At 42.2% G+C, this 25848-nt stretch carries 25 protein-coding genes and 2 pseudogenes; 15 read left to right on the plus strand and 12 right to left on the minus strand.

Going from position 1 to position 25848, the window contains the following annotated elements:
- Positions 1-46 precede the first annotated feature (46 nt).
- The gene (locus FTU71_RS01010) at positions 47-1330 is read right to left on the minus strand and encodes an MFS transporter (RefSeq protein ID WP_180111164.1); all 1284 of its coding nucleotides are present in this window, start codon (positions 1328-1330) and stop codon (positions 47-49) included.
- 227 nt (positions 1331-1557) lie between these two features.
- Between FTU71_RS01010 and FTU71_RS01015 the strand changes: the two genes are divergently transcribed.
- From FTU71_RS01015 to putP, 5 genes are all read left to right on the plus strand, one after another.
- Positions 1558-2211: a 1-acyl-sn-glycerol-3-phosphate acyltransferase gene (locus tag FTU71_RS01015; RefSeq protein WP_178319243.1), complete on the plus strand. Its 654-nt coding sequence runs from the start codon at positions 1558-1560 to the stop codon at positions 2209-2211.
- 62 nt (positions 2212-2273) lie between these two features.
- Positions 2274-3191, plus strand: a complete 918-nt coding sequence (locus tag FTU71_RS01020) for a patatin-like phospholipase family protein (protein WP_096902052.1) — start codon at positions 2274-2276, stop codon at positions 3189-3191.
- 129 nt (positions 3192-3320) lie between these two features.
- Positions 3321-3806 (plus strand): NfeD family protein, encoded by a 486-nt coding sequence (locus FTU71_RS01025; RefSeq protein WP_096902094.1) that lies wholly within the window; start codon positions 3321-3323, stop codon positions 3804-3806.
- Position 3807: 1 nt separating this feature from the next.
- Positions 3808-4665: an SPFH domain-containing protein gene (locus FTU71_RS01030; RefSeq protein ID WP_004972306.1), complete on the plus strand. Its 858-nt coding sequence runs from the start codon at positions 3808-3810 to the stop codon at positions 4663-4665.
- A 221-nt stretch (positions 4666-4886) separates the two neighbouring features.
- Complete coding sequence (gene putP, locus FTU71_RS01035; RefSeq protein ID WP_180111166.1) at positions 4887-6389, plus strand: sodium/proline symporter PutP; 1503 nt, start codon at positions 4887-4889, stop codon at positions 6387-6389.
- Positions 6390-6480: 91 nt separating this feature from the next.
- Here putP and bfmS read toward each other — a convergent pair whose 3' ends face one another.
- Positions 6481-8148 carry a sensor histidine kinase BfmS gene (gene bfmS, locus FTU71_RS01040; protein ID WP_208011914.1) on the minus strand — a complete coding sequence of 556 codons (1668 nt, stop codon included), beginning with the start codon at positions 8146-8148 and terminating at the stop codon, positions 6481-6483.
- Between the two features lie 62 nt (positions 8149-8210).
- Entirely contained in the window at positions 8211-8927 is a 717-nt protein-coding gene (bfmR, locus tag FTU71_RS01045) for a response regulator transcription factor BfmR (protein ID WP_070152993.1), read from the minus strand.
- A gap of 588 nt (positions 8928-9515) precedes the next feature.
- Between bfmR and FTU71_RS01050 the strand changes: the two genes are divergently transcribed.
- The 4 genes from FTU71_RS01050 (at position 9516) to FTU71_RS01060 (ending at position 14241) form a co-directional block, all read left to right on the plus strand.
- A complete protein-coding gene (locus FTU71_RS01050) occupies positions 9516-12338 on the plus strand; it encodes a ribonucleoside-diphosphate reductase subunit alpha (RefSeq protein ID WP_180111168.1) in 2823 nt (940 codons plus the stop codon).
- Positions 12339-12462: 124 nt separating this feature from the next.
- The gene (locus FTU71_RS01055; protein WP_178866203.1) at positions 12463-12621 is read left to right on the plus strand and encodes a hypothetical protein; all 159 of its coding nucleotides are present in this window, start codon (positions 12463-12465) and stop codon (positions 12619-12621) included.
- Positions 12622-12683: 62 nt separating this feature from the next.
- Entirely contained in the window at positions 12684-12818 is a 135-nt protein-coding gene (locus FTU71_RS14555) for a hypothetical protein (protein WP_256733927.1), read from the plus strand.
- 139 nt (positions 12819-12957) lie between these two features.
- The gene (locus tag FTU71_RS01060; RefSeq protein WP_180005762.1) at positions 12958-14241 is read left to right on the plus strand and encodes a ribonucleotide-diphosphate reductase subunit beta; all 1284 of its coding nucleotides are present in this window, start codon (positions 12958-12960) and stop codon (positions 14239-14241) included.
- A gap of 357 nt (positions 14242-14598) precedes the next feature.
- Here the strand turns inward: FTU71_RS01060 and FTU71_RS01065 are convergent, their stop codons facing one another.
- A complete protein-coding gene (locus FTU71_RS01065; protein WP_179991293.1) occupies positions 14599-15261 on the minus strand; it encodes an IS1595 family transposase in 663 nt (220 codons plus the stop codon).
- A gap of 48 nt (positions 15262-15309) precedes the next feature.
- Between FTU71_RS01065 and FTU71_RS14560 the strand changes: the two are divergent.
- A pseudogene (locus FTU71_RS14560) lies at positions 15310-15585 on the plus strand (pyridoxamine 5'-phosphate oxidase family protein); the annotation flags it as partial.
- A gap of 558 nt (positions 15586-16143) precedes the next feature.
- Here the strand turns inward: FTU71_RS14560 and lysM are convergent.
- The 6 genes from lysM to FTU71_RS01100 all read right to left on the minus strand — a co-directional run bounded on the left by lysM (position 16144) and on the right by FTU71_RS01100 (position 19934).
- Positions 16144-16617, minus strand: coding sequence for a peptidoglycan-binding protein LysM (gene lysM / locus FTU71_RS01075; protein WP_180111170.1), 474 nt, complete (start codon positions 16615-16617; stop codon positions 16144-16146).
- 255 nt (positions 16618-16872) lie between these two features.
- Positions 16873-17109, minus strand: coding sequence for an acyl carrier protein (acpP, locus tag FTU71_RS01080; RefSeq protein ID WP_179993624.1), 237 nt, complete (start codon positions 17107-17109; stop codon positions 16873-16875).
- A gap of 83 nt (positions 17110-17192) precedes the next feature.
- A complete protein-coding gene (fabG, locus tag FTU71_RS01085; RefSeq protein WP_004972328.1) occupies positions 17193-17927 on the minus strand; it encodes a 3-oxoacyl-ACP reductase FabG in 735 nt (244 codons plus the stop codon).
- Positions 17924-18910: an ACP S-malonyltransferase gene (gene fabD / locus FTU71_RS01090; protein ID WP_096902067.1), complete on the minus strand. Its 987-nt coding sequence runs from the start codon at positions 18908-18910 to the stop codon at positions 17924-17926. Before fabD ends, fabG begins: the two co-directional genes overlap by 4 nt.
- A gap of 204 nt (positions 18911-19114) precedes the next feature.
- Positions 19115-19300, minus strand: coding sequence for a 50S ribosomal protein L32 (rpmF, locus tag FTU71_RS01095; RefSeq protein ID WP_000290730.1), 186 nt, complete (start codon positions 19298-19300; stop codon positions 19115-19117).
- A gap of 76 nt (positions 19301-19376) precedes the next feature.
- Entirely contained in the window at positions 19377-19934 is a 558-nt protein-coding gene (locus tag FTU71_RS01100) for a DUF177 domain-containing protein (protein WP_179993626.1), read from the minus strand.
- A gap of 98 nt (positions 19935-20032) precedes the next feature.
- Here FTU71_RS01100 and FTU71_RS01105 point away from each other — a divergent pair, with 98 nt between their 5' ends.
- From FTU71_RS01105 to rluB, 5 genes and pseudogenes are all read left to right on the plus strand, one after another.
- The gene (locus tag FTU71_RS01105) at positions 20033-20695 is read left to right on the plus strand and encodes an elongation factor P hydroxylase (protein WP_179993628.1); all 663 of its coding nucleotides are present in this window, start codon (positions 20033-20035) and stop codon (positions 20693-20695) included.
- 91 nt (positions 20696-20786) lie between these two features.
- On the plus strand, positions 20787-21404 hold the full coding sequence (locus FTU71_RS01110; protein WP_179993630.1) for an L-threonylcarbamoyladenylate synthase: 618 nt from the start codon (positions 20787-20789) through the stop codon (positions 21402-21404).
- A gap of 234 nt (positions 21405-21638) precedes the next feature.
- Positions 21639-22433, plus strand: a complete 795-nt coding sequence (locus tag FTU71_RS01115) for a ScpA family protein (protein WP_096902076.1) — start codon at positions 21639-21641, stop codon at positions 22431-22433.
- Positions 22430-23023 (plus strand): SMC-Scp complex subunit ScpB, encoded by a 594-nt coding sequence (scpB, locus tag FTU71_RS01120; protein ID WP_004972340.1) that lies wholly within the window; start codon positions 22430-22432, stop codon positions 23021-23023. The genes FTU71_RS01115 and scpB overlap by 4 nt, the downstream gene beginning before the upstream one ends.
- A 41-nt stretch (positions 23024-23064) precedes the next feature.
- Positions 23065-23985: pseudogene (gene rluB, locus FTU71_RS01125) on the plus strand (23S rRNA pseudouridine(2605) synthase RluB); the annotation flags it as partial.
- A 404-nt stretch (positions 23986-24389) separates the two neighbouring features.
- On the opposite strand, the gene bioD reads toward rluB, so the two are convergent.
- A complete protein-coding gene (bioD, locus tag FTU71_RS01130; protein ID WP_178319274.1) occupies positions 24390-25040 on the minus strand; it encodes a dethiobiotin synthase in 651 nt (216 codons plus the stop codon).
- Positions 25037-25846: a malonyl-ACP O-methyltransferase BioC gene (gene bioC, locus FTU71_RS01135; RefSeq protein ID WP_167845822.1), complete on the minus strand. Its 810-nt coding sequence runs from the start codon at positions 25844-25846 to the stop codon at positions 25037-25039. Before bioC ends, bioD begins: the two co-directional genes overlap by 4 nt.
- Positions 25847-25848: the final 2 nt, after the last annotated feature.

Genomic DNA, 25848 nt, shown 5'->3' on the forward strand with positions numbered 1-25848 from the left:
TTTAAAGTGGTTTAAGCCTGTCATTCTGTCTTGATGATCTATCTTCTTATTCGAGCGTGGATGAGTGAGCGCTTTTCGCAAGCTTTGCCCATTTCCAGATCGTGACAAGGCATAAAATCGCAACAACACAAATCAACAGCAAGTAATTCGCATAGCCTAAAGCATCGCCCAACATTCCACTCAGGGTATAGAGTACCCCGCTCACAGTCGCCATAATCGCAACCTGAAATGTAAAGTCGGTCCCTGCGTATTGTTTACGGCTGTACTGCATAATCAAGGTCAGCATCACCACAAGTAACATGGCAGAGCACAAATCTTCTGCAGCATTAATGCTATAAATCAGCCAGTGTGCAACATCAACTTGCTGTTCATACAATTCAGCCAAATAAGCATAGGCCACTAAACTCAAAATTTTAAGCACAGAAAAAATGATGAGGGCATGCGCTCTAGACCACCATTTCAGCATCAACCCTGCGATGCCTGCACCTAACAAAGCGGCCATGGCTCCCAACATGGTCACATAAATGCCAATTTGAGAAAAGCTTAAGCCTAAATCTACCATTAAAGGTTTTAATAAAGGGCCAGCCAAACCATCGGCAATTTTAAAGCTGAGTAACACCCATAGCCATGCGTACAGTACAGGCGTTTCCACAAAATAGCGCAGATATTCACGAATCGCAGCAAGACGTGCGTGAAATGACATTTTACTTTGAGCTTGAACAAGCACTTGTTTAGCAGCATGTTGTGGCTCTTTAAACATTACAATTGGCAAGGTATTTAAAAACACCAATCCCGCTAAAATTAAGAAAGTTTTTTGCCAATCTAGCCAATCCAATGCCCACAGCATTGCACCACCACCCACAATAAAGCCCAGTCGTGAACCAACCACCTGAAAGATATTACCCCAATGTTGCTGTTTGGCTTGTAAAATATTGACCGCCAAACCATCGGTGGCAATATCTTGGGTTGCACCGACCAAGTTCATACCGAGCAAAGCCACAAAAAACACCCACAAATAGATAGGATGATTTAAGGACTCAATCGGTAAAAAGGACAGCCCAATCAGCACCAAAACACTCAGCCACTGGCACGGCAAAATCCAGCTACGATAATGCCCAAAATATGAATGTCCAAAGCGATCCACCAAAGGTGCCCAAAACACTTTGATTGACCATGGCAGCATTAACAAACCGAAACCGCCAATATGTGCCAAAGACACACCTTGCGCACGTAAAATCACAGGCAAGGCATGGGTCATAAAACCAACAGGCAAGCCCTGCGCCCAATACAGAGAAAATAACAACAAATAAGTTTGGCGCAAATTGGGCATAGCATCTCAATTTAGATATGGGCAAAAGATCAAAAAAACGCAGTACTACACTAAAATTTTGAATAATGGATTGTTATTTTTCATCACTTTCACATTCAGATTTCGACTATTTTGCCAATGAATCAGACAAAGCGAAAGTCTAATATCTTGAATAGATTTAGATTCATGCGTCATGATATTGGGTATTTATTGTTGTTAATCACGCACGTCAGGATGACATCGCATTCATGAAAATCACCAATCCTTTTGCACGCAGTGCACGGCAATTTCCACAGTTACCCGACCAAGTTCCACAACGTGGAACAGCCAGCAGTCGTGCTTTATTTAAAAATATTTTTTTGGCGCAAGGCTGGCAAATGGTGGGCGAATTTCCCAACTTGCCCAAAGCAGTTGCTATTATCTCACCGCATACGTCAAATATTGATGCGTGGCATGGTTTTACCGCCCTACTCGGTTTAGGTATTCAAATTACTATTTTTGGTAAGCACACTTTATTTGAAACCCCACTCAAGCCACTTTTAAACTGGATTGGGGTAATTCCTGTGGTGCGCCATTCTCCTCAAGGACATACCCAAGATATTATTGATATTGTACGAAAAAAAGAAAAAATCTGGATTGGTATGGCGCCCGAAGGCACACGTAAACAAGCCGAAAATATCCGCAGTGGCTTTTACCATATTGCCTACGGCGCCAATATCCCAATTGTGATGTTCTCTTTTGATTATGCACACAAAACCATTCATATTTTGGGCGTGTTTCATCCTACGGGCGATTATGCTCAAGATTTAGATGCAATTTATACGCAATATCACGGCAAGTTTTCGGCTAAAAATCCACATTGGTTGGCAAAACCGTTACAAAAGCTTTTGAAAAAGGGCTAGTCAAAGTTTCTATTTTTTGTTCAGATGGGCGCAATATTCTTTGATCTAAATTTAGATTTGATATGCAACTGATTCGTTATTCTTTAGTGGGCGTACTAGCTCTAACTTTGGCTGGCTGCGACAAAACAACAAAAACACCGCCAAGCACCACACCTATCCAAGCACGTGAACCTGTAATTGCACTGGCGCTGGGTGGCGGTGGTGCTAAAGGTTTTGCACATATTGGCGTCATTAAAGTTTTAGAGTCTCACGGGATTAAACCAAAAATTGTCACAGGCACCAGTGCAGGCAGCTTTGTCGGCAGTTTATACGCCAGTGGTAAAAGTCCTTATCAGCTCCAACATATTGCCCTAACCTTTAAAGAATCCGACATTCGTGATTTAACCTTAAACCGTCAGGGTTTTATTGCAGGTCAAAAGTTACAAGACTTTGTCAATCAACACGTGGCAAATAAACCGATTGAAAAATTTCCAATTCGTTTTGCTGCCGTTGCCACACGTTTAGATAATGGACGTAAAGCCGACTTTATTAAAGGCAATGCTGGTCAAGCCGTACGTGCCTCTTGCAGTATTCCGAATGTTTTTGTACCTGCCACCATTGGCGGAACACAATATGTGGATGGCGGCTTGGTCAGCCCAATTCCCGTACAGACGGCTAAAGCGATGGGTGCCGACTTAGTCATTGCAGTGGATATTTCTGCACGTCCGACAGGCAATCAACCTGTCAGCATGTGGGGCTTACTCGATCAAACCCTCAATATTATGGGGCAGCAAAGCATCAATCAGGAATTGGCGCAGGCCAATATCGTGATTCAACCTAAAGTTGGACATATTGGTACTCTAGATTTAAAAGCCAGTAACCAAACCATTTTAGAAGGTGAAAAAGCCGCACAATTACAGGTCAAAGCAATTCTGCAAGCCATCAATAACTTTAAAAAATCACCTGCCGCGCTGAAACCTGCACCGCGTCCGAAATTTTAGGATTCAGTGATTTTTTTAATATTCATAAACTTATTGATCTGTTAAAGTGATGAGAGCGCATCTTTTTAAGTCGATGCGTTTCTCTAAGCAATTAGAATTAACCAATCGTAAAAATACGCGAGTAGATGTATGGAATTCGTTCTTGAACCTTGGCACTGGTTTGTACTAGGCGTTCTGTTAATGCTTTCAGAACTGGTCTTGCCTGCGTTTGCCGCTTTATGGTTTGGTATTGGGGCAGTCATGGTCGGTATTTTATACTGGATGTTCCCCATGATGGGTACCACCACCCAATTGGTGATGTGGATTATCTTGTCGGTACTGTGTACCTTGGCGTGGTTTAAATTTATCAAACCCTTATCTACCGATAAAACCAAAGCAGGCTTGTCACGCGAAGCCACTATTGGACAAATTGGCATGGTTATTCAAACCAACTTGGAACATGATCAAATTAAAGTCCGTTTCCCGATGCCCGTACTTGGTTCAGACGAATGGAACTGCCGCACCACAAGCCCTGTGCAAGTGGGAGATCGTATTCGCGTGATTGATATTTTGGGTAATGATTTGGTGGTGCAGCCGCATCACAGCGCACATGACAACGAAAAAGTGAGAAATTAAAATGTCTGGTGGATCTATTATTGTTTTAGCGATTTTAGCCTTTGTTGGAATTACCATTTTTAAAGGCGTGCGAATTGTTCCGCAAGGTTATAAGTGGATTGTGCAACGTCTGGGTAAATACCACACCACACTTGCACCGGGACTTAACTTCGTCATTCCTTATGTCGATGAAGTGGCCTATAAAGTCACCACCAAAGATATTGTATTAGATATTCCATCTCAGGAAGTCATTACCCGTGACAACGCAGTTCTGCTCATGAATGCGGTAGCGTACATTAATCTCACGACTCCTGAAAAAGCAGTGTATGGCATTGAAAACTATACTTGGGCGATTCAAAACCTTGTTCAAACCTCATTGCGTTCTATTGTGGGTGAAATGGATTTGGATGATGCCTTGTCTTCGCGCGATCACATCAAAGCCAAACTCAAAGCAGCCATTTCTGATGATATTTCAGACTGGGGAATTACCCTTAAAACTGTAGAAATTCAGGATATTAAACCATCGCATACCATGCAGGCAGCGATGGAAGAACAAGCTGCAGCAGAGCGTCAGCGTCGTGCTACCGTAACCAAAGCCGATGGTGAAAAACAAGCAGCTATTTTAGAAGCCGATGGTCGTTTAGAAGCTTCGCGTCGTGATGCTGAAGCACAAGTTGTATTGGCAGAATCTTCACAACGCGCTATTGAAATGGTCAGCTCTGCGGTAGGTGATAAAGAAATTCCTGTGGCGTACTTATTGGGTGAGCAATACGTGAAAGCCATGCAAGATATGGCGAAATCGAACAATGCCAAAACTGTGGTCTTACCTGCAGATGTCTTGAACACCATTCGTGGTGTTATGGGACGTAATAATCCATAAGCAAATCAGATAAACATCAAGATGATAGGCAGCTTTCAAGCTGCCTATTTTTATGCACATTCAGAAAAAAATCTGAAATATTTTTTAATGTATGTTTAAATTTCGCGTTTATTGATGAAATCAGCACCGCAAATGAGTGTCTGCACTCACCAAATTGAGTGACTTACATCTAGCAGCGGCCAGTATTTTAGTCGACTGTCCAAAACCCAAATGGATACTGTATGAGCGCACTCAATCCCACCATTATTACTTTCCTGTTCTATATTGTCGCCATGATTGTCATTGGTTTATTGGCTTATCGCGCGACTCAAAACTTCTCGGACTACATTTTAGGTGGTCGCCGTCTTGGCAGTTTTGTTACCGCACTTTCTGCAGGCGCATCCGATATGAGTGGTTGGTTGCTGATGGGCTTGCCTGGTGCCATTTATCTTTCAGGTTTGTCTGAAATTTGGATTGCGATTGGTCTGGTTATTGGCGCATGGTTAAACTGGCTTTTGGTGGCAGGCCGTTTACGCGTACACACCGAAGTACAGCACAATGCTCTGACTTTGCCTGACTATTTTTCAAATCGTTTTAATGATCAAAGAAAAATCTTAAGAATTGTATCTGCCTGCGTAATTCTAGTTTTCTTTGCAATTTATTGTGCTTCGGGCATGGTCGCAGGGGCGCGCTTATTTGAAAGTATGTTTGATTTGCCTTACAGCACTGCATTGTGGATTAGTGCCATTGCGACCATTAGCTATGTGTTTATTGGTGGTTTCTTGGCAGTCAGCTGGACGGACACCATTCAAGCTGGCTTGATGATTTTTGCGCTCTTGCTGACCCCAATCATTACCCTACTCAGCTTTTCTGACCTCAGCCAAGTTACACTTGCTTTAGAAGCAGCTCGCCCGCAAGCGCTGAATTTAGTCGGTGATTTAAGCTGGGTGGCGATCATTTCCCTCATGGCATGGGGCTTAGGCTATTTTGGACAACCACATATTTTAGTGCGTTTTATGGCGGTTGATTCAGTCAAGTCTATTCCGAATGCACGTCGTATTGGCATGACATGGATGACCTTATGTTTAGGCGGTGCGGTGGCTGCAGGCTTTTTTGGTATCGCCTACTTCCAACAACATCCTGAACTGGCAGGTGTGGTCAATGCCAACCCTGAAACAGTATTTATGGAACTTACCAAAATTCTGTTTAACCCGTGGGTAGCAGGTGTGGTACTGGCGGCAATTTTAGCTGCTGTGATGAGTACCCTAAGCTGTCAACTTTTGGTCTGCTCAAGTACTTTAACTGAAGATTTTTACAAATCTTTCTTACGCAAAAATGCTTCACAAAATGAATTGGTCTGGGTCGGACGTGGCATGGTTCTCATGATTGCACTGCTTGCTATTTGTATGGCGGGTAATCCTGAATCGAAAGTCTTGGGATTGGTTTCTTATGCTTGGGCAGGCTTCGGTGCAGCATTTGGCCCGCTGATTATTCTGTCTTTGTTCTGGAAACGCATGACTTTAAATGGTGCATTGGCGGGGATGGTTGTTGGCGCACTAATGGTGATACTTTGGAAAAACCTTTGGGCAGATACGGGTATTTATGAAATTATTCCAGGTTTTGTGTGTTCTTGGATTGCGATTGTGGTGGTGAGTTTATTGGGCAAAGCACCAAGTCATGAAGTGACAGACCGTTTTGAACAGGCCGATCAGCAATATAAAGAATCGCAATCAGCTGTAGATTGATCTGCATAGAGATAAAAAAGCAATAAAAAAAACCAGTGCCTTGAATTGCACTGGTTTTTTTATGTCTAAAATTAGTTTTGATGCACTCAAATCAAGTCAATGAATCGGTGGTTTTTTCTTTCTCTGCTGCGGCTTTTTTTCTTGGCTTACGAAACCGTTTGGCCGGCCAAACCATCGTAAAACGTGCACCGCCCAAGTTCGGACTCTGATCGACTTCAACCTTCCCACCAAACCAATAAGCAATGCGGCTCACAATAGGTAATCCTAAACCGTAACCACCTGAAGCGCGGGTACGGCTGTCATCCAAACGGGCAAAGACTTCAAATACACGTGCACGGTCTTGTTCAGGAATCCCTGGCCCATCATCTTCCACACAAACATAGGCCATGCCTTGCTCGTTAATGCCGCCACTGATCAAAATTTTATGCTCACAGTAACGGACTGCATTGCCCACCAAATTCTGTACCACACGGTGCAGGTAACGGCGTTCAGCTTCCACTTCCAACGTTACAGGTGGTGCAAGCAACTGAATATCTTTTTGAGTTTTCAGCGCTTCGGTTTCCGTAACCACCTGCTCTAGCACTTCAACCAAAACAATTTTTTCAATCTCTAAAGATGGCATGCCCTGTTCAAGCTTGGCATAGGTCAGGATCTCATCAATCAAGGTGTTTAAAGCCTCGATATCTTTATCAATCATTTCGACTTGCTGTAAGCGGTATTCATAATCATCTTCTTCTGCCAGCATTTCCATACCAAAACGGATACGTGCCACAGGCGTGCGCAGCTCATGCGAAACAGCACGCATCAGTTCACGCTGCGCCTCAATCAAACGCTGAATATGGTCGGACATGCTGTTATAGCTCGATGCTAAACTTGCCATTTCATCTGTGCCATCTACAGGCAAACGCATGTTTAAATCGCCCGATTTGGTACGGTCTAAGGCATAGTTCACTTGGCGAATTTTACGCTGCATAGGCAAGATCAGACCGTAAACCCCTAAACTCAACATAAACATACTGAGCAAGGTAATACCTGCTGCCAACTGGAATGGCATCCAGTCAAATAACGGCACAGGCCCTAAAACCAAAACTTCTGAGGGGGAGTTTGGCATCGGTGACACAATCGAGATGGTTGTACCACGCACAGTGGCATTGTCACGATATAAAATAATGCTTTGATCGAGTCTTAAACTACCAATCTGTTCTGAATCGAGTGGAAGTTCCTGAATATTTTTAATATTGACTGGATAAGAAAAGTGCTGCTGAATTTTGGCCAGATATTCTTTTTCCTGACCTGGGTAATACACCAAATAATCTAAAACAAAAATCGGCAATGCTTTCATTTGCCGTTCTGTGATTTTATCTGCCTTGATATATAAATAATGACTTGGATCATCTTTCATGCCCAAAATAATATAGGCAATCATATTTTTGGCATCAAAGCGCACAGCGGCTTTACGTTCTTTAATCCGTCGAAGCTCTGTGCGCGACAAATCTACTTTGTCTGCCTGCACATAATACATGGGCAATTCTAGCAAATCCGATGCATCAGAAATCCAGTCTTTCTTTTGCTGTTCGTTTTGTTGTCGTGCAATCCCTTCACTAATAATATAAGCCATACCATCAGTTAAAGACTCACGATATTCTTGCGCACGCTGATAGTTGATGATTTGCACCAATAAGTAAGCCAAAATGGCAACTACCGCAACTAAGATCACCAATCCTGCATAGATGCGCAAGAATATACTGTGTTTAAGCACAAAACCCGTCCTATGTGACTTATTTTATATTTGAGTCGGTATTAAACTCAGAAAAAAGCGTATTACATGCCGTTGGTTTCTTTAACGAACAAATAACCTTTACTGCGTACCGTTTTAATACGTTTTGGATTTTCAGGATCATCGCCAATTTTTGGACGAATACGCGAAATACGCACATCAATTGAACGGTCTTGACCATCATATTCAATGCCGCGCAGACGCTCAAAAATATCTTCACGAGATAAAATACGCCCTGCATTCGAAGCCAATAACCATAATAAGTCATATTCTGCGCTGGTGAAATCAACCAATTCACCATTTAAAGTCACAGAACGGCCACCGTTATCAATCACTAAATCATCAAATTCAATGCGCTGTGCGACTTCATCTTCAGTCACATTGTCGGTACGGCGTAATAAAGCACGAATACGCGCCAACAATACGCGCGGCTGCACAGGTTTTGCAACATAGTCATCGGCACCCATTTCCAAACCTAGCACCTGATCCATATCTTCGGTACGTGCAGTCAACATCAAAATCGGTTGGTGATAATGTGGACGAACTTCACGGCAAATAGTTAAACCATCGGCACCTGGTAACATCACATCGAGCACCACAAGATCGGGTTGCTCGGCAATAATACGGCGAATCGCGCGGTTGCCATCTGGTTCTACCCCAACTTCTAAACCATTACGAATTAAGTATTCCTGCGTAAGTCGTGCAAGACGTTCATCATCTTCAACAATTAAAATTTTTGTTAACTTTTCTTCTTGACTCATAGTCTGTCCCTTTATTGGATTCAACCTATCCTTTTAAAATCTGAGAGATAGGGCTTGATATAGTTTGCAATATACACACGTTTACATTGTAAACAAGATACTGTTCACCAAAATGATACATCTGCGTAGTATTTTGTTGTATTTTTATTAAGCATTGAATTTATAGTATTTTTCTAGTTTTAGTGATTTTTGGGCACATTTAAGAAATATTAAGTTACAAAATGGGTATTTTTTGCACTAGATCAAGCCCTTGCTTGATTTAGAAAAATTATCTCCTAACTTTCCAAGTTATCCACAAGGTTATCTATAAGCAGTTTTTCCGAGCTTTGCTATGCTATGCCCTTGTCTGATAAGGCTTATAGCCAATAGGACAAAATTCGGTATTTTTGAGATAAATTTTAATTCAGAAAAAGTCAAAATTTAAAAAAAAGTCAATATTGATCTACCCTCAATTTTCCCGTATCTTGTGTTCAATTCAATTTTAAACCACTAAGTCTTGTGTTTATTCCTCAAACGCTGTGGCCTAAATTTTGCCCAGTTTAAATGGTCCATAAACATAACAATAGATGACAATGGAGCTATGCTGACATGAGCGTAATCACATCAACCCCCGGTCAATTACAAGTGATTAAACGCACTGGTGATGTTGCCGCTTTCGATGCTGAAAAAATTGCGGTTGCAATTGGCAAAGCGTTTTTGGCTGTAGAAGGTCAACAAAGCGCAGACTCAAGCCGTATTCATGATCGTATCGAACAACTGACAGAAATGGTGCTGAACACGTTCAATCGCCGTTTACCGTCTGGCGGAACTATTCACATTGAAGAAATTCAAGACCAAGTTGAACTTGCGCTGATGCGTACTGGCGAACAAAAAGTTGCCCGTGCTTATGTCATCTACCGTGAACAACGCTCTGAAGCACGTAAGCAAGCAGGTGAAAATCATCACCCAACCTTACAAGTGACCGATGCCAATGGTCAGCTTAAACCACTCGACTTAGGTGCGTTAAAAGCGACAGTAAATAAAGCTGCTGAAGGTTTAGAAGGCATTGATGTAGATGCCATCATTGATGAAACCGTAAAGAATCTTTACAACGGCGTAAAAGAGTCAGACATCTCAACCACCATGATGATGGCGACTCGTACCCGTATTGAGCAAGAGCCGAACTATACCTATGTGACTGCGCGTTTATTGCGTAATGACTTGGTCGCAACAGGCTTAGAATTTTTAGGTTTAGCAACAGATACACCTGAAGGCGAAGCATTAGAAACTTTCCTGAAAAAAGGTGTTGAGCTTGATTTGCTTTCTGCAGACTTACTTGAGTTTGACCTTGCCAAACTTGCTGCAGCGATTCAACCTGAGCGCTCAAACCAGTTTACCTATTTAGGTCTGCAAACCTTATTTGACCGTTATTTCATTCACTCAAATGGCGTACGCTTTGAACTTCCACAATTGTTCTTTATGCGTGTATCAATGGGTCTGGCGCTCAATGAAGATGACCGTGAAGCACGTGCAATCGAGTTCTATAACTTATTGTCTAGCTTCGACTACATGGCATCTACGCCCACCCTGTTTAACTCAGGTACGCTACGTCCACAGTTATCAAGCTGTTACTTAACTACAATTTCCGATGACCTTTACAACATTTATGGCGCAATGCGTGACAATGCGATGCTGTCTAAATGGGCCGGTGGTTTAGGTAATGACTGGACGCCAGTACGTGCCTTGAACTCATATATCAAAGGAACTAACGGTAAATCTCAAGGTGTTGTTCCGTTCCTTAAAGTTGCTAACGATACAGCTGTTGCGGTCAACCAAGGTGGTAAGCGTAAAGGTGCGGTATGTGCGTACTTAGAAACTTGGCACTTAGACATCGAAGAATTCCTAGAGCTGCGTAAAAACACAGGGGATGACCGTCGTCGTACCCATGATATGAACACAGCCAACTGGGTACCTGACTTGTTCATGCAACGTGTCTTTGAAGATGCAGAATGGACATTGTTTACGCCATCTGAAACACCAGACTTGCACGACTTGACGGGCGAAGCTTTTGCTGAGCGTTATGCGTACTACGAAAGCATTGCCAAAGAAACTAACATGCTGCATAAGAAACTTCGTGCGAAGGACTTATGGCGCAAAATGTTATCTATGCTGTTTGAAACTGGTCACCCATGGATCACGTTCAAAGACGTATGTAACCTACGTTCACCACAACAACACGTTGGTGTAGTGCACTCATCTAACTTATGTACAGAAATCACCCTAAACACAAACCAAGATGAAATTGCAGTATGTAACCTAGGTTCAATCAACCTTGTGCAACACGTTCAAGGCGGTGTGTTAGATCGTGAAAAACTAGCACGCACCATTAAAACTGCGGTACGTATGCTCGATAACGTCATCGACATCAACTACTACGCAGTGCCACAAGCGAAAAATTCAAACTTGAAGCATCGCCCTGTGGGTATGGGCATCATGGGCTTCCAAGATGCGCTATATGAAATGAACTTGGCTTATGGTTCAGATGCTGCGGTTGATTTTGCCGATGAGTCTATGGAAGTAATTAGCTACTACGCAATTCAAACGTCAAGCGACTTGGCGGTTGAGCGTGGTACTTACGAAACATTTAAAGGTTCATTGTGGGATCAAGGCATCTTACCAATTGACTCTTTAGACATTGTGGCGAAATCACGTCCAGAACGTATGTTTGAAGTAGATCGTACACAGCGTTTAGATTGGGACAGCTTACGTGCCAAAGTTCAAAAAGACGGTATGCGTAACTCAAATGTGATGGCGATTGCACCGACTGCAACCATTTCAAATATTTGTGGTGTTTCTCAGTCTATTGAGCCGACATTCCAAAACTTATATGTGAAGTCGAACTTGTCTGGTGAATTTACAGTAATCAACCCTTACCTCGTTCGTGCATTGAAAGCGCGTGATTTGTGGGATTCTGTGATGGTTAACGACCTGAAACACTTTGAAGGTTCAGTACAAAAAATTTCACGTATTCCTGAAGAGTTAAAAGCAATCTTCGCGACTGCATTTGAAGTTGAGCCACGTTGGATTGTAGATGCAGCATCACGTCGTCAAAAATGGATTGATCAGGCGCAATCGTTGAACTTGTATATTGCAGGTGCAAACGGTAAGAAACTTGACCTGACTTATAAAATGGCATGGTTACGTGGTCTGAAAACGACTTATTACCTACGTGCATTGGGTGCGACTTCTGCAGAGAAATCGACCATTAACACAGGTGCATTGAACGCAGTAAAACCTGCAACCGTAACTGCAGCTCCTGTGGCAGCCGTTGCACCAGAAGCAGCTGCAGCAGTTGATGAAGATTTTGCTCAAGCAGCGCCAGTGCCAATGGCATGTTCAATTGACAACCCTGATTGTGAGGCATGTCAGTAAAATAAATAACTAGAAGTCAGAAAACATTATTAGCTACCTACGTGGCAAATAATGTGACTCTAGTAGATGTTTTTACTAGCACATCGCCATGAAAGTAGCTTCTTACAATATAAATGGAGCTACCATGAGCTTATTAATCATTACATTTTTACTAGCTTTAGCTGATATTTTAAACAGTTTTGCAAATTTAGTAGAAGCAACATCAAGCCTTTTACTAGCGATTAATATTCTGTTAGAGAATGAGTTAGTAACAAAATTATTGAGTTCAACTTTTAATTTATAAGATTTTTTGGTTGTCTTAAAACTTAGGGCAACCAATCCAGATGAATAACCAAGGAAATCACCATGCCACACATGACCCACAACTATATGTTAGGACTTGCGGTCTTGCTGATTTCCTTTGTTGTATTGTTTTATGCACCCATTGCTTACTTTTGGGTGCAAGCGGCAAAACAACAGCGAAAGCAAAATAAGTCGTGAGCAAATTGGTCGGAATGTACATTTTTCAGACCAAGATGAGCAAAACTTAATTTTGCTTTCACAAATTAAGCGTATATTAAGACATCTCAGCGTAGCTGGATGTCCATAAAAGATATAAAGCAACGAAGAGAGAATTGATATGTCTATCCTAAGTTGGGACGATTTCGAAGATGATTCGCAAAAACCGGCTGCTCCTGAACACAAGTCTGCGCCCGTCGAGCCGCAAAAAGCGCATGATACGCAGATGGTATCTGATGCAGAGCAACCACAGACGCCTGTGGCAACTGCACAACCCGCTGCAGCCCCTAGAAGTGGAGCAACAGATTCAACCGATCCGTTGGCAAGAGCATCTAACGCTCTAGATCAATTGGACGTTGCTCCTGGTCTTGAAGAACTGGAAATGGGTGCATCGCGCGTACAGGTTGATGATAAAGCCATGATCAACTGTCGTGCAGACTTAAACCAGCTTGTACCGTTCAAATACGAATGGGCATGGCAAAAATATCTAGATGGTTGTGCAAACCACTGGATGCCGCAAGAAGTCAACATGAACCACGACATCGCGTTGTGGAAGTCTGAAAATGGCTTAACTGAAGATGAGCGCACCATTGTTATGCGTTCACTTGGTTTCTTCTCTACTGCAGACTCATTGGTTGCTAACAACTTGGTATTGGCAATTTATCGCCACATTACCAACCCTGAATGCCGCCAGTACATTTTGCGTCAAGCCTTTGAAGAAGCGATTCACACTCACGCTTACCAGTACTGTATCGAATCGTTAGGTATGGATGAAGGCGAAGTCTTCAATATGTACCGCGAAGTACCATCGGTTGCGCGTAAAGCAGCATGGGGCTTGAAGTACACGCAATCTTTAAGCGATCCTACTTTCAAAACAGGTACACCTGAAAACGACCAAATTTTGCTACGCAACTTAATCGCATTCTATTGTGTACTTGAAGGTATTTTCTTCTACTGCGGTTTCAGCCAAATTTTGTCGATGGGTCGTCGTAACAAAATGAATGGTGTTGCAGAGCAATTCCAGTACATTTTACGTGATGAATCTATGCACTTGAACTTTGGTATCGACATGATTAACCAAATCAAGATTGAGAACCCGCACTTATGGACTGCAGAATTCCAGCAAGAAGTGATTCAAATGATTCTCGAAGGCACGATGCTTGAAATTGAATATGCGCGTGACACTATGCCACGTGGTGTATTGGGCATGAACGCAGGTATGATGGAAGAATATTTGAAATTCATCTGTAACCGCCGTTTAAGTCAGCTCGGTTTACCTGAACAGTTTGTTGGCGTAAACAACCCGTTCCAATGGATGTCTGAAATGATGGACTTGCGTAAAGAGAAGAACTTCTTTGAAACGCGTGTGACTGATTATCAGACGGGCGGTGCGTTGAGCTGGTAATAATTACCGCGGTAAACGACACATCCAATGACATTTGCAACACATCCGTGTCACTCGAAAGCAAAACTTGAATGACAGATGATGCTAAATAAAAAAATAGAGCCTAATGGCTCTATTTTTTATTTACTTTAAAAAATCAAAAAGGATAATATCCAACAGCTTTTGGAGTTAAAGCTGTATTATGTTAAATTTAAAAACTCTATAAAATATAAAATTAGTTCTATTGATCAATGAACTAAAATTAGATGTAAGTTAAAAATAAATAGAATAAGGGGTTATAAAAATGAATCTTGACTTAAGTAAATGGAGTCTAGTTAAAAATGTTTTGGCTCTAGACTAGCAGATTTGCACTTAGTTTTACCTAATGAGGTCCCACAACTCTGTTGCTAGCTCATTAGGCTCCCTCATCCAACACCATTCTGTTTCTTTAAGATGATAATCAAAATACTCTTTTGATATACCGTTGAACTTTGCTAGCCTTCTTTTACAAAAGCTCCAGAATGATTCTATTCCATTTATATGACATTGTCCTCTGGCAAATTCATTCGCTCCATGATTTACTCTAAAATGCTTTGAGTAACCAACATCTACCAAACCATTGTATCCACGCCAACCATCACTATAAATTACACTTTCAAGTGCAACTTTACCTAAGATAACTTGTTGTAATGTAGTCTTTTTACAATCAGGGACTATTTCTGTATAAACTCGACCATTCCTTTCAAATATTCCAAATACAGGTTGTTTTAAAGTACCTCGACCTCGCTTCAATTTCCCATGAAAACCACGTTGTCTTTTTGCTCCAAAATAGCTCTCATCAACTTCAATAGAACCTACAAACTTTGCTCTTAAATCTGTTTGATGATCGTAGATTGCTTCTCTAAAAAGCATGTACCAATAGTTGATGGTATTACGGTTCAAGTTAAGCAATAAGGCTGTTTTAGAAGCAGGAATATCAATGCAAAAGCACTGAATAATTTTTTTAATCTTATAGTGACTTAATTTACTGTTTTCTATCATGATTCTAGACTAACATATCTATTCTGCTAGTCTAGAGCCAACAATATTTGCATCAGTGCTGTAAATTCAAGCAAGCTATTTTGGTTGTCTTCATTTATTCAAGGTCAATTTAGTTCTTATCCTGGTGTAAGGCTCTATGGGGAACTTGGGGACTTGAGACCTGCAACACAAGAAGAAAAATTAAAAGTTAATCGACGTATCCAATCGCTAAAATGGACTAAGGGCAGTAAATTAATTTGGTCTGATTTTACAAATGTCAGAGAGTTTAAAATTAAGAGCTACAGATGGATTAGCTACCCTAATATGATGGATCATTTAACATAATAGTGGTCACAATATAGCCACATATTGGCATAAAAACAGCAACTTAAAAAGCCACTCAACACCCTAAAACCCAATTTTAATCTATAAAAAGCACCACTCAATATGACCACCCTCACCCAAAATTTACTGGCCTTATTACAGTTAGAACAAAAAAGTGAACATTACTTTATTGGACAAAGCCAAACGCACTTTGGCACGCGTGTATATGGCAGGCAATTACTGGCGTAAAGTATTATGGCTGCAGCAAACTTGACAGCTAAGTCTCTGTATAACCTGCATGCTTATTTCTCTATACTGGCGATGCCACCGCACCTATTCTGTATCACACAGAACTTTTACGTGACAGCACAAGTTTTAGCACCATACAAGTCACCGCTTTACAGTTTGGACGTCAAATTTATAAAGCCATGTTGTCATATATGCAGCCTGAAGATGGATTGGAGTACCAGACCACTGCGCCTGAATATCCCGCAGCAGAACAACTACAGACAGAACAGTGCTATAAACAAAATAAAGAAAGGCGCATCGCGCGCCTTTTTTTATTCAAACCACTGAAAATTAAGCAGGAATACGTAACACTTGCCCTGGGAAAATGTCATCGGCATTTTTCAATAATGGACGGTTAGCTTCAAAGATTTTGTTGTATTGGTTGGCATCCCCATAAAATTCTTTAGAAATTTTAGATAAGGTATCGCCTGATTTTACTGTATAGAACTTGCTTTCTGGTTCAGGAGTTGCAACTGTGAGTTGATCATCCACTTGTGCAACATGGTCAATATTACCCACTGCAAGAATAATTTTTTCACGATCTGCCTGACTATTGACCTGCCCACGCACTGTCGCTAAGTCAGTGGTTGCGTTATAACTCACCGATAAACCTGTCACAGGTAAGCCTAAACTTTTCACATGCCCCAAAAGCTTATTTGCAATTTCTTGTGCTGAAGGTTCTACTGGTGTGCTTGGTGCAGCTTGTGGCTCTGCAGGTGCTGTATTTTTCTTACCAATCCCTTTTACAAAATCAAAAAGACCCATGAGATACTCCTATTTTTCTGCTGTTATAAAGCGTTGCTCATTTACATAAGCACGTTGCTGTTCTGATTTATTTATAACTAAAAAATAAGCGACTTCGGTTGTGATTAGACACGAGCTTGGTAACAAAGTGTAAATCACATCACACATTCAAAAAGATGCATTTTTTTCATGATCGCGTGCAAATTTGCAAAAATGACAGCGCATAAAAAAGCCACCTTACGGTGGCTTTCATTTCAGCAGAGCTGAAATCAACAATTAACCAAGTTTTTTAGTTACGTAGTCGATTGCTGATTGAACTGTTGTGATTTCGTTAGAATCTTCGTCTGGGATTGTGATGTCAAAATCGTTTTCGAAAGACATTACAAGCTCTACTAAGTCTAAAGAGTCAGCACCTAAGTCATCCATAAAAGATGCTTCGTTTTTGATTTCTTCAGCTTTAAGACCAAGTTGTTCTGCAACCGCTTGTTTAATGCGTTGTTCGATATCGCTCACAGGAATTCTCCTCATTGCTTGTGGCGTTTTTAATGCCGTTAGTTTAATTGAATCTATAAAATTTTGAAAGTTTATAGTTGAGCTTAGCTCATGTATAAACCACCATTTACGTGTAACACTGTACCAGTGATGTAACCAGCTTTGTCAGAAGCCAAGAAACTCACTGCATTTGCGATATCTTGTGGATCACCTAAACGGTTTAATGCCACTTGCTCACTCATTTTTTTGCGAATTTCTTCACTTAGCTGATCTGTCATTTCAGTTGCAATAAAGCCCGGAGCAACCGAGTTTACTGTAATTTGACGACTGCCCATTTCTTTGGCAAGGCTACGGCTGAATGCTTCAATACCGGCTTTTGCCGCAGAATAGTTGGCTTGTCCTGGGTTCGCAAAATGTGCTACCACAGAACTAATATTAATAATGCGTCCAAAACGTGCTTTGGTCATGCCCTTCAAGACACGTTTAGATAAACGGTAAACTGCCTTTAAGTGAATGTTGAGAATGTCATCCCAATCATCTTCTGACATACGCAGTAACAAATTATCTTTGGTAATGCCCGCATTGTTAACTAAAACCAAAACTGAACCATAGCTTTGTTCAATTTCAGAAACCAATGCATCAATGGCTGCACCATCACGGACATCCAATACTTTACCTGCACCGTTTTCTGCAAAACTTGCCGATAATTTTTCTGCGCCCGCTTCAGAAGTGGCAGTACCTACCACAAAAAAACCGTCTTGAATAAGTTGCTGAGCGATGGCTGCACCAATCCCTCGGCTTGCACCTGTGACTAATGCAACTTTACGTTCTTGTGTCATGCAATTTTCCCTTCTGCCACCAAAATGGCATTTAGCGCATCTTCCATACGACTTTGTGTGTCGAGTGGGAATGCTTTTTCGATATTCGGTAAACGCTTCGCAAGATTCGCCAATACGTTGCCTGGGCCACATTCCACGATATATTCAATACCTTGATCTTGTAGGTATTGCATAGTTTGTGTCCACTGCACCGATTGATACAATTGCGCAGTAAGTGCCTGACCTAATTGCGCAACATCTGCCGCGATTCCAGCGTTGACATTTTGTATTACAGGAATACGCGGTAGCTCAATGGCAGTTTGTTCCAAAGCTTGTGCAAACTGTTCTGCCGCAGGTTTCATCAATGAACAGTGCGAAGGTACAGATACAGGCAGTGCAATAGCTTTGCCACCATTTTCTTTAGCCAATGCCATCACAGCTTCGACTAAAGTTTTATCGCCTGCAATCACGACTTGGCCTTGCGCGTTGTAGTTCGCTGCTTCTACCGAGCCACGACCTTGCACATTGACTTGTTCACATAGCTCTAGCACTTTGGCATCTTCAAGACCCAAAATAGCCGCCATAGCGCCCTGCCCTTGTGGTACAGCATTTTGCATTAACTTACCACGTAAGTTCACCAATTTGACTGCATCGCCCAAGCTTAGGCTGCCTGCTGCAACCAATGCGCTGTATTCGCCTAATGAGTGCCCTGCCAAGTATTTTGGTGCAACACCACCCAGCTCTAACCACACACGCCATAATGCGATACTTGCAGTGAGTAATACCGGCTGAGTAAATTCTGTTTGGTCTAAACCTTCACCACTTTGTGCAATGTGCCATAAGTCAAAGCCAATTGCTTCAGAGGCTTCTGCAAATGTTTCGCGCACACCGCTAAACTGTTCTGCAAGCTCAGCCAACATACCGGCTTTTTGTGAGCCTTGACCAGGAAAGACAAATGCAGTTTTAGTGGCTTGAGCTGCTTGCTCGAGTCGTTTAGCAGACATAAAAAATCCTTTAATTAAGATGCGCAAATTGTAGTTTTTAGCAGCTACAATCCACACCTTCTCATGTAAGCTCAGTTATGGAGCGAAAATTTAACACTTAATTTTGCTTTTAGTAATTGCCAAATACAACAAAAATCGGGCACAAAAAAAGGGAGCTTACGCTCCCATTTTTTCTACTAAGCTTGACGCTTAATACATCACCAATTATTCAGCATCTGCTGCTTTAGCGAATAATTGACGACCACGGTAGAAACCATCTTTAGTTACGTGGTGACGACGATGAGTTTCACCAGTAGCTTGGTCTACAGTTAATGCATTCTCGGTTAAAGCGTCATGTGAACGGCGCATGTCACGGCGAGAGCGACTTTTACGGTTTTGCTGAACGGCCATGATGGCTCCTTACAAAGATCGAAAAAATGGATCAGAACAAATTGAGTTGTCTTAACTGGAAATTATAACATAATTTTCAGTTAAGTTTACCTTTCAAACTTGCCAAAACATCAAACGGATTATCACGTTTTTCTTCAGCAATGTTCTGAATGGCAGGTTGATGCTTATGCTCGCAAGCATCATGCTTAGGAGATAAAGGCAACAACAATAACAATTCATCTTCTATAAGTGTCAGTAAATTAGCCGTCGCTGGCGAGTCATAATCGCCTTTGCAGGTGGCTTCACTTTCACCTAAAACAATGAAATCAGCATCCTCATCCAAGCGCTCTATCAGTGACTCATCATCCACAAGAGCTAGATGAAAATCTGAAACGAGGTCTATTTCTACAGAACCCAAGCAACGCTGGCATTCCATTGGAACTTTCGTTTCAATATGACCATCTAGCCATGCAATGCGATGATACGCATCCATTGATAGCTTACAGTCTATGTTAACCAATTGATCATCAATTGATCCAACAGCTTCACGGGCGATACGAGCAAAGCGAGACAATGGCAGGTTACCTGACCATGTAAAGCCCTGTTCAGCCCATTTAAACGGCTCAATCTGTGCCGGAAAGGTATTTGCTGACATAATTAAGGCGGCAATTCTACAAATTCATCAGTACTCTGTCAAAGATTAAGATACAATTTTGTACTTATTTAGACAGACCAATTTTGGGTAACACAGTCATGCATCTGTTGCAGCCGCAAACAGAAGTGAATTTTTCATCACTTGTGAGCACACTTCCAACCACCAATTCTGACACTTCGCCCCCCCAAGTGCAACTCTCGGACTGGGCCAAACTGAATACAGAAGCGGAACAGGTGGACTGGCTCATCTTACACTTTAATCACTGGTTTTCCCACCTAAATGTGAACTTGGTCAAAGGTGACTTTGAACCTGAGTACTTTCCTGCCACGGCAACACAGCCTGCACGTATTCAATTTGCACATGGTTTCTTTAATAGCGCTTTACATGAAATTAGCCATTGGAGCATCGCAGGCGAACAACGACGTTTACTGCCAGACTTAGGCTATTGGTATGCTCCCGATGGTCGTACTCAGGAACAACAAGCCTTATTTGAACAGGTTGAAATTAAACCTCAAGCCATTGAATGGCTGTTTGCTCAAGCGTTTGGGCGTAAATTCCGCGTGTCTTTAGACAACCTGACGGGTGAAGGTGGAGATGGCAGCACTTTTAAAGACAATGTCTTTGCACAAGTGCAGCGTTATTTTAATGGCGAAGCCAAATTACCACGCGATGCAAAACGCTTGATTGAATGTATTTGTTACTGCACCCGAGGTGGCAAAACATTACAAATTGAAGAATTTGAACGTAAAAATCTAGATTAAATGCAATAAAGCACAAGACAATGATTGCAAGTGACATCAATCCCCTTTCATAATGAGCCTAACGTCACACTTACGCTACTGAGGAATTCGCATGTTGCATTTAAGAGTACATCCTGAAAATCCACAGCCGCGTCTCATCAGCCAAGCGGTTGAACGCATACGCGCAGGCGATGTGGTGGTTTATCCAACCGATGCTGCCTATGCAATTGGTTGCCAGATTGGTAATAAAAACGCGATGGAGCGCATTTCACAAATTCGTGGTTTAAGCGCAAAACATCAATACGCCATTATTTGTGCCGATTTATCGGATATTGCCACTTACGCCAAAGTCGACAATGCTATGTATCGTCTACTGAAAAACAATACCCCTGCTGTCACGACCTTTATTTTACCTGCGACCAGTGAAGTACCACGCCGCTTAATGCATCCCAATAAAAAAACCATTGGTTTGCGCATTCCAAGCAACCCCATTTGTCGCATGCTGCTTAAAGAGCTGGGTGAACCTTTACTGACCAGCACCCTGATTTTACCAGGTCAGGAAGACCCTTTAGATGATCCTTACGAGATTGATTTACAGCTCAGCAAACGCATAGACGTACTGATTGATGGTGGCTTAGGCACACTCAGCACCACCAGTATTGTGGACTTGTCGGGTGACAGCCCGCAAATTGTACGTCGTGGTGTGGGTGATGTGAGTGCTTTTGAATAAGCACTCCTTTTATTCACGCTGTATTTGTTATCTTTGTAACATCATCACCCAAGAAAATACCCCTATTTATTTTTGGCTTTTTTTTGACATTTGGTTGTAGAACAGATTTATTTCAACCACGATATCCTTTAGACTAGCCGCTATTAATTTTGTGCTATTTCTCTACCGCTCCTCCTATCTAAAGCGGAAATAGCGTTTGCATGCTTTTGAAAATTCGCGTGGCCCAATACTGTAATGAATCAATCCCTCCACAATGCGATGGAACCTGCCCAACACATTCGTGTGTTAGATGAATGGCAAGAGTCGATTCCAGAGGATTTATATATTCCTCCTGCAGCATTTGAAATTCTGTTAGAGCATTTCGAAGGACCACTCGACTTTTTAATTTACTTGATTCAAAAAAATGGCTTCGATTTACTTCAGTTAGATATTGCCCCGATTGCATCGCAATATTTGTCGTATATGGATGCCATGAAATCGCTAAATATTGAACTGACTGCCGATTATATGGTGATGGCGGCATTACTGGCCGATTTAAAATCTCGCCTATTGTTGCCTAAACCTGCTAGTATCAGCAGTATTGAAAAAGACCCAAAACAAGAGCTGATTGACCGTTTAGAAACCTATTTAAGAGTCAAACAAGCGGCTGAACGCTTGGGGCAAATGCCTGTTTTAGAACGCGATACTTTTGCTACCAATGTTAGCTTAGGGCATACCGCAGTCAATAATGTCGGCTATGCAGCCGATCAATTACGTGATGCCTTGTTCTGTATTTTTAATCGTCCTGAACCTGTCACCCATCAAATTTTGCAAGAACCTGTTTTACTTGAAGAACGGATTGCATTTATTGAAGCCAAACTCGCATCGGGTGAAGTACTGAGTTTTGATGCGTTGCTAAAACCAAGTCAGGGACGCATGGGCATGGTTGTGACCTTTATGGCGATTTTAGAACTGACTCGCCAGCAAAAAGTGTGCATTATCAGCAGTGGGATTGAAGCACCATTGAGCATTCAAGGGGCGCAGGCATGAATCCAGAACCCATAATTTCGAGCTTGTCTGAAGGCGAACAACAGCATGAAGTGCTGATGCAACTCGAAGCAATTATTTTTGCCAGTGACAGTGCTGTGTCTTTAGCGCGTCTGAAAGAAGCTTTTCAAGATAAATATAGCAAAGCGCAATTACGCCAGTTTTTACAACAATTGGCCATGTTACAACATGGTCGCTCGATTGAACTGATCGAAACCGCACAAGGTTTCCGTTTTCAGGTGCGGGCAAAGTATCGTACAATTATTACACAGGTGTGGCCTGAACGTCCGACCCGACTTTCGCCCTCACTGCTAGAAATACTGGCGGTGATTGCCTACCACCAACCTGTGACCCGAGCAGATATTGAACAAATTCGCGGAGTATCAAACAATAGTCAAATTTTACGCACATTGTTTGATTGGAACTGGATTAAAGAATCAGGTTTCCGAGAACTCCCAGGAAGACCTGCGTTGTTGGTTACAACGCCTCAATTTTTAAATGCGTTTGGCTTGAATTCCTTAAGTCAATTGCCTCCCCTACAGGATGCCAAGGAAGCTTTCATGGCACTCGATGCATCTGCGTCTGTGTCTTGAATAGGTAAACTGTTGATGATCATTTCTAAGGTTATGCTGTCATGAGTGAAAAGTTGCAAAAGGTACTCGCACGAGTAGGCTTGGGTTCTCGCCGTTATATGGAAGAAGTCATTGCCGCTGGTCGTGTGAGTGTCAACGGCCAAGTTGCCCAAGTGGGTGAACGTATCGAACCAGGTGATGAGCTTCGCATCGATGGTCGTAAAGTTCAGTTCCAAATTGAAGATGAAATTCGTCGTCGCGTTCTGATTTACTACAAACCAGAAGGCGAAATTTGCTCACGCAACGACCCTGAACAGCGCCCAACTGTATTTGATAACCTGCCTGCAATTGCCAATGATCGTTGGGTAATGGTTGGTCGTCTGGACATTAACTCGACAGGTTTATTGCTATTCACCAACGATGGTGAATTAGCCAACCGTTTAATGCACCCATCGAACGAAATTGAACGTGAATATGCAGTTCGTGTGATGGGTGAAGTGACACCACAACTGAAAAACAACATGCTGCGCGGCGTAGTGCTAGATGATGGCCCTGCCAAGTTTGAATCTTTCTCTGAAATTGGCGGTGATGGTATTAACCGCTGGTATCAAGTGGTGGTAAAAGAAGGTCGTAACCGCGAAGTTCGTCGTATTTTTGAATCACAAGGTCTGAAAGTCAGCCGTCTATTGCGTACCCGTTACGGCACGGTAATTTTACCGCGTGAATTGCGTACAGGTCGCTGGATGGAATTGGATAAAAATGACATCGACAACCTTGCCAAAGCAGTTGAATTAAAACCACGTCAAGGCACAGGTTTGTACGGCATGGCAAAACGTCGCAATGAGCGTATGCAAGAAAAACCATTGGCAGCACGTCGTGGTGGTTTCTTGCGTCAGCAACGTCGTGACACCGAAGAAGCTGCACAAAACACAGGTTTTGCACCGCGTGAACGTCGTCAGGACGGTAACAGTTACGGCAACCGCGAACCACGCCAAGACGGTAACAGTTACGGCAACCGCGAACCACGCCAAGACGGTAACAGTTACGGCAACCGTGAGCGTCGTCAAGATGGTAACAGCTATGGCAACCGCGAACGTCGCCAAGACGGCAATAGCTATGGCAACCGTGAGCGTCGCCAAGACGGTAACAGCTATGGCAACCGCGAACCACGTCAGGATGGTAACAGCTACAGCAGCCGTGAACCACGTCAGGATGGCAACAGCTACGGCAACCGTGAACGTCGTGACGAAAATGCACCACGCAAACCGTTTGGCAATAAAAGCTTTAAAAAATTCTAAAAGCTGAAATACGCCAAATTGATAAAAAGCCACACGTTCATGTGTGGCTTTTTTATTGGGCAAATTGGTTGGACAAAAAATAATAAAAATTAAATATTTGGCAATACAGGAATTTCAATCCACTGTGCTTTTGGAAAGCTTTTTGCCAAATAATTTTTTAAATATTTGGCAGTATCCTGCGAAATTAAAGGGTCTTGTGATTCATCGTTCAAATTATATGCCAATGCATGTAAATTCAAACCACGTGTTTTTAAAGCTTCCAAACTGAGCAAAGTGTGGTTAATACTGCCCAAACGCCCAGAACTCACCAAAATAACAGGATATTGTTTTTGCTCAATATAGTCGATGGTGAGTAGGTCTGTGGTCAGCGGCACCATGAGTCCACCCGCACCTTCTAATAATACTGCATCATACTTTGCTGCCAGTTGCGCAGTCGCAGCCTCAATTTTAGCAAAGTCAATCTCACGACCATCAATTTGTGTAGCCAAATGCGGTGAAGCAGGATAGCTAAAAATTTCAGGCATGGTGAGTTTGTCATCATCTTCAGGCAACCATTCACTGCCCATAATTTTACGATGCTGCTCAATATCTTCTGAAACGTCTTGATTGCCCGTTTGAATCAGTTTTTGGGTAATGGTCTGAATACCCTGTTCATTCATGGTCTTGGCTAAATAACCCGTGGCATAGGTTTTGCCAATCCCTGTATCAATACCACTCACAAAATAGACTTGAGCTGTCATGGCATTCTCCGTGCAAGACAATAAATAGGATGATACGTGAGCGTATAACTTTTTTGCTGTGAGCTATGCTGCTGACTAAACTGTTCATAGCCCCGATAAAATTCGGTTAAAGTCGTTTTGTTCCAACGCTGCCCTTGCGCTGTACCCGTGACACCCGTGGCTTTTAAATGCTGCAAAATCTGTTTGGGATGTTCAAAACTTAATGATTCAAGCTGCTCTGAACAGTGTAATACTTCAAAGCCCTGCTGTTTAAGCTGTTGTTGTAACGCATCCATACTCAAATAATGTAAGCCTTGACCTGTTAATTGCTTAATTTCAGTCAAGTTTTGAGGGCCAAATGTCGAAAAGCACAAATACCCTTGCGGCTGTAACGCTTGATTCGCCTTGCGCAATAATGCTCCAAAATCTTCCACCCATTGCAAAGCCGAACTCGAACAAATTAAATCCAAAGACTGCGGAAAATCGAGCTGTTCTATATCGCCAATTAAGCCATGAATTTGCGTACTAGTTGTTTGAGGATGATGCAGATACGCATGCAACACTTCGGCATATAAATCATTTAAAGTCAGCTGTTGAATTTGAAATTCACGCAGTAGCAAGTCGGTTAAATTCCCTGAACCACAGCCGATTTCCAAGACGTTTTCAAAGCAAGGCTGAGGTTGATCTGACAACTTTTGCTGTACAATATATTGCTGCATTTTTGCCATTAACTGCTGACAAATTTGCTGCTGTACCACGGCATGCGTTTTATAACTCTGATGAGCGCGGGCAAAACGCTGTGCCACTTGTGCCTTATCTATACGCATAC

Source organism: Acinetobacter sp. YH12136, from assembly GCF_013418545.1.
GTDB lineage: Bacteria > Pseudomonadota > Gammaproteobacteria > Pseudomonadales > Moraxellaceae > Acinetobacter > Acinetobacter towneri.